Raw genomic sequence first — 3181 nt, 5'->3', positions numbered from 1 at the left:
GAAGTTCCGAAGTAAGGCAGTACAGGATCGTGCCGGTTGCATTCTGGCCGGGGCGTCCTGCAGGCAAGGCCGACGTGGTGAAATTGGTAGACACGCTATCTTGAGGGGGTAGTGGCGTAAGCCGTGCCAGTTCGAGTCTGGCCGTCGGCACCATCCGCAGTAAAAGCAAACGGCATGCCGCTCTCGCGACATGCCGTTTTTTTTGCGCAAATGCGCGCACAAAGGTTTGAAAAACTTAATGATTTGAATTTATCCTCGGGTTGACACTGCCGTAACCGCTGCACTAGACTCTTCGTCCGGCTCGACGTCAGAGAATAAGTAAATTCGGGAGGACTGATGCTCGACAATTATCTGCCGATCCTGATCTTTATCATCGTCGGGATCTTGGTTGGCGTCGGCCCGCTCGTGTTGGGTTACTTTTTAGGACCTCGCCGCCCGGACGCGGAGAAAGACTCCCCCTATGAATGTGGGTTTGCGGCCTTCGAGAGTGCGCGTTTAAAGTTCGACGTGCGCTACTACCTGGTGGCGATCCTCTTCATCGTCTTCGATCTGGAGATCGCCTTCCTCTTTCCCTGGGCGGTGGTGCTCGAAGAACTCGGCATGTACGGCTTTTGGGCCATGTTCGTCTTCCTGGGGATCCTGGTGGTCGGCTTCATCTACGAGTGGAAGAAGGGGGCGCTGGAATGGGAATAGAGGGCATCCTCGAAGAAGGCGTCGTCACGACCACGGCCGACAAGCTCATCAACTGGGCACGGACGGGTTCATTGTGGCCCATGACCTTCGGCTTGGCCTGCTGCGCGATCGAGATGATGCACGCGGGCGCCGCACGCTATGACCTGGATCGCTTCGGGATCGTCTTTCGGCCGAGCCCCCGCCAATCCGACGTCATGATCGTCGCGGGTACCCTGGTCAACAAGATGGCCCCCGCGCTGCGCAAGGTCTATGACCAGATGGCCGAGCCGCGCTGGGTGATCTCGATGGGGTCGTGCGCGAACGGCGGCGGTTATTACCACTACTCTTATGCGGTGGTGCGGGGTTGTGATCGGATTGTCCCGGTCGATATTTACGTTCCGGGATGCCCGCCGACTGCCGAAGCCCTGCTTTACGGCATCCTGCAGTTGCAGAACAAGATTCGCCGTACCAATACCATCGCTCGCTGAGTCGTATCCAATTCCAATGGCAAAAGACATCCTGTCCAACCCCGTCAGGCTGACCGCGCTCGTCGATGCACTCGGCGAGGCGCTGGCCGGCCAGGGGTGCGAGACCGTCACGGAGCTCGGCGAGGTCACCTTGATCGTGCCGTCGGAGCGTTTGACCGACGTGGCCTGGGTCCTTCGTGATCATCCGCAATTGCGATTCGAGCAGCTGATCGACCTCTGCGGCGTCGACTATGCCGCGTACGGCAAGTCCGAGTGGACGACCGAAGAGGCATCCACGACGGGTTTCGGCCGCGGTGTCGACCGCGATCAGGAGCTGGCCGTCGATGACCCCAAGCGGTTCGCCGTCGTCTATCATCTCCTGTCGCTGGTCCACAATCGGCGCGTTCGCCTGCGGGTCTACGCAGGGAGCAGTCAGCCGATGGTCGACTCGGTCGTTCCGGTGTGGGCATCTGCCAATTGGTTCGAGCGCGAGGCATTCGACCTGTTCGGGATCCTCTTTCGGGGCCATCCGGATCTTCGCCGGATCCTCACCGACTATGGTTTCGTCGGGCATCCCTTCCGAAAGGACTTTCCGCTCTCCGGTCACGTCGAGATGCGCTATGACCCGGAGCAGGGCCGCGTCATTTACGAGCCGGTTTCGATTCCGCCGCGTGTCCTGGTGCCGCGCGTCATTCGAGCCGACAGCCGATACGTAAAGACCGGTGCAAGCTCGGAGTCCGCCGATGCCTGAGATTCGCAACTACACCCTGAACTTCGGACCTCAGCATCCGTCGGCCCACGGCGTCCTGCGCCTGGTGCTTGAGATGGACGGCGAGGTGATCGAGCGGGCCGATCCGCACATCGGTCTGCTGCATCGTGCGACCGAGAAGCTCGCCGAGTCCAAGCCGTTCAACCAGAGCATCGGCTACATGGACCGGCTCGATTATGTGTCCATGATGTGCAACGAGCATGGCTATGTGCGGGCGATCGAGAAGCTGCTCGGGGTCGAGGCCCCGGAACGCGCTCAGTACATCCGCACCATGTTCGACGAGATCACCCGCATCCTGAACCATCTGATGTGGCTCGCCGCGCATGGGTTGGATATCGGGGCCATGACGGTTTTCCTCTATTGCTTCCGCGAGCGCGAAGACCTGCTCGACTGTTACGAGGCCGTCTCGGGTGCGCGGATGCACGCGACCTACTATCGCCCCGGCGGTGTCTACCGTGATCTGCCCGAACGGATGCCGCAGTACTCGGGAAGCTCCAAATGGCACAGCGCCAAGACCATCGCAAAACGCAACGGACCGCGTCAGGGTTCGCTGCTCGACTTCATCGAGGATTTTGCCGATCGCTTTCCGAGTCATGTCGACGAATACGAGACCCTGCTGACGGATAATCGGATCTGGAAGCAGCGCACCGTCGGCATCGGTGTCGTCTCGCCCGAGCGCGCGCTTCAATTGGGCTTTACGGGTCCGATGCTGCGTGGATCCGGTGTCGAATGGGATCTGCGCAAGAAGCAGCCTTATGCCGCCTACGACAAGGTGGAGTTCGACATCCCGATCGGGGTCAACGGCGATTGCTATGACCGCTATCTGGTCCGCATGGAGGAGATGCGCCAGTCCAATCGGATCATCAAGCAGTGCGTGCAATGGCTGCGCGAGAATCCCGGTCCGGTCGCGATCGAGGATCACAAGGTGATGCCGCCGTCGCGCGCCGACATGAAGGACGACATGGAAGCCTTGATCCACCATTTTAAACTCTTTACCGAGGGCTATTGTCCGCCGCCCGGCGAGGTCTATGCCGCGGTCGAGGCACCCAAGGGCGAGTTCGGCTGTTATATCGTGTCGGACGGCGCCAATAAGCCCTATCGTTTGAAGGTCCGTGCGCCGGGTTTCCCGCATCTCGCCGCATTGGACGAGATGTCCCAAGGCCACATGCTCGCCGACGTCGTGGCGATCATCGGGACGCTGGATGTCGTATTCGGGGAGATCGATCGCTGATGAGCTTTCGCAACGCACCGCTTGCGGTCATTAACGATCGCG

General features: G+C 60.2%; 4 protein-coding genes and 1 tRNA gene. All 5 read left to right on the top strand.

What is annotated here, in order from left to right; genetic code table 11:
* Positions 1-68 precede the first annotated feature (68 nt).
* The 5 genes from VLR48_RS08125 to VLR48_RS08105 all read left to right on the top strand — a co-directional run bounded on the left by VLR48_RS08125 (position 69) and on the right by VLR48_RS08105 (position 3139).
* Positions 69-153: transfer RNA gene (locus VLR48_RS08125), tRNA-Leu, on the top strand.
* 183 nt (positions 154-336) lie between these two features.
* Positions 337-693 carry an NADH-quinone oxidoreductase subunit A gene (locus tag VLR48_RS08120; RefSeq protein WP_093028585.1) on the top strand — a complete coding sequence of 119 codons (357 nt, stop codon included), beginning with the start codon at positions 337-339 and terminating at the stop codon, positions 691-693.
* On the top strand, positions 684-1160 hold the full coding sequence (locus VLR48_RS08115) for a NuoB/complex I 20 kDa subunit family protein (protein ID WP_093028587.1): 477 nt from the start codon (positions 684-686) through the stop codon (positions 1158-1160). The genes VLR48_RS08120 and VLR48_RS08115 overlap by 10 nt, the downstream gene beginning before the upstream one ends.
* A gap of 16 nt (positions 1161-1176) precedes the next feature.
* Positions 1177-1890, top strand: coding sequence for an NADH-quinone oxidoreductase subunit C (locus VLR48_RS08110; protein WP_325291296.1), 714 nt, complete (start codon positions 1177-1179; stop codon positions 1888-1890).
* On the top strand, positions 1883-3139 hold the full coding sequence (locus VLR48_RS08105) for an NADH-quinone oxidoreductase subunit D (RefSeq protein WP_325291295.1): 1257 nt from the start codon (positions 1883-1885) through the stop codon (positions 3137-3139). Before VLR48_RS08110 ends, VLR48_RS08105 begins: the two co-directional genes overlap by 8 nt.
* Positions 3140-3181 lie beyond the last annotated feature (42 nt).

The sequence above is a fragment of the Thiocapsa sp. genome (assembly GCF_035467215.1).
GTDB lineage: Bacteria > Pseudomonadota > Gammaproteobacteria > Chromatiales > Chromatiaceae > Thiocapsa.
This window is presented reverse-complemented; position numbering and strand designations above follow the sequence as displayed.

Excerpts from the sequence above, each read along its gene's own strand:
- VLR48_RS08110 (WP_325291296.1), top strand. The coding sequence starts at position 1,177 with ATGGCAAAAGACATCCTGTCCAACCCCGTCAGGCTGACCGCGCTCGTC.
- VLR48_RS08115 (WP_093028587.1), top strand. The coding sequence starts at position 684 with ATGGGAATAGAGGGCATCCTCGAAGAAGGCGTCGTCACGACCACGGCC.
- VLR48_RS08105 (WP_325291295.1), top strand. The coding sequence starts at position 1,883 with ATGCCTGAGATTCGCAACTACACCCTGAACTTCGGACCTCAGCATCCG.
- VLR48_RS08120 (WP_093028585.1), top strand. The coding sequence starts at position 337 with ATGCTCGACAATTATCTGCCGATCCTGATCTTTATCATCGTCGGGATC.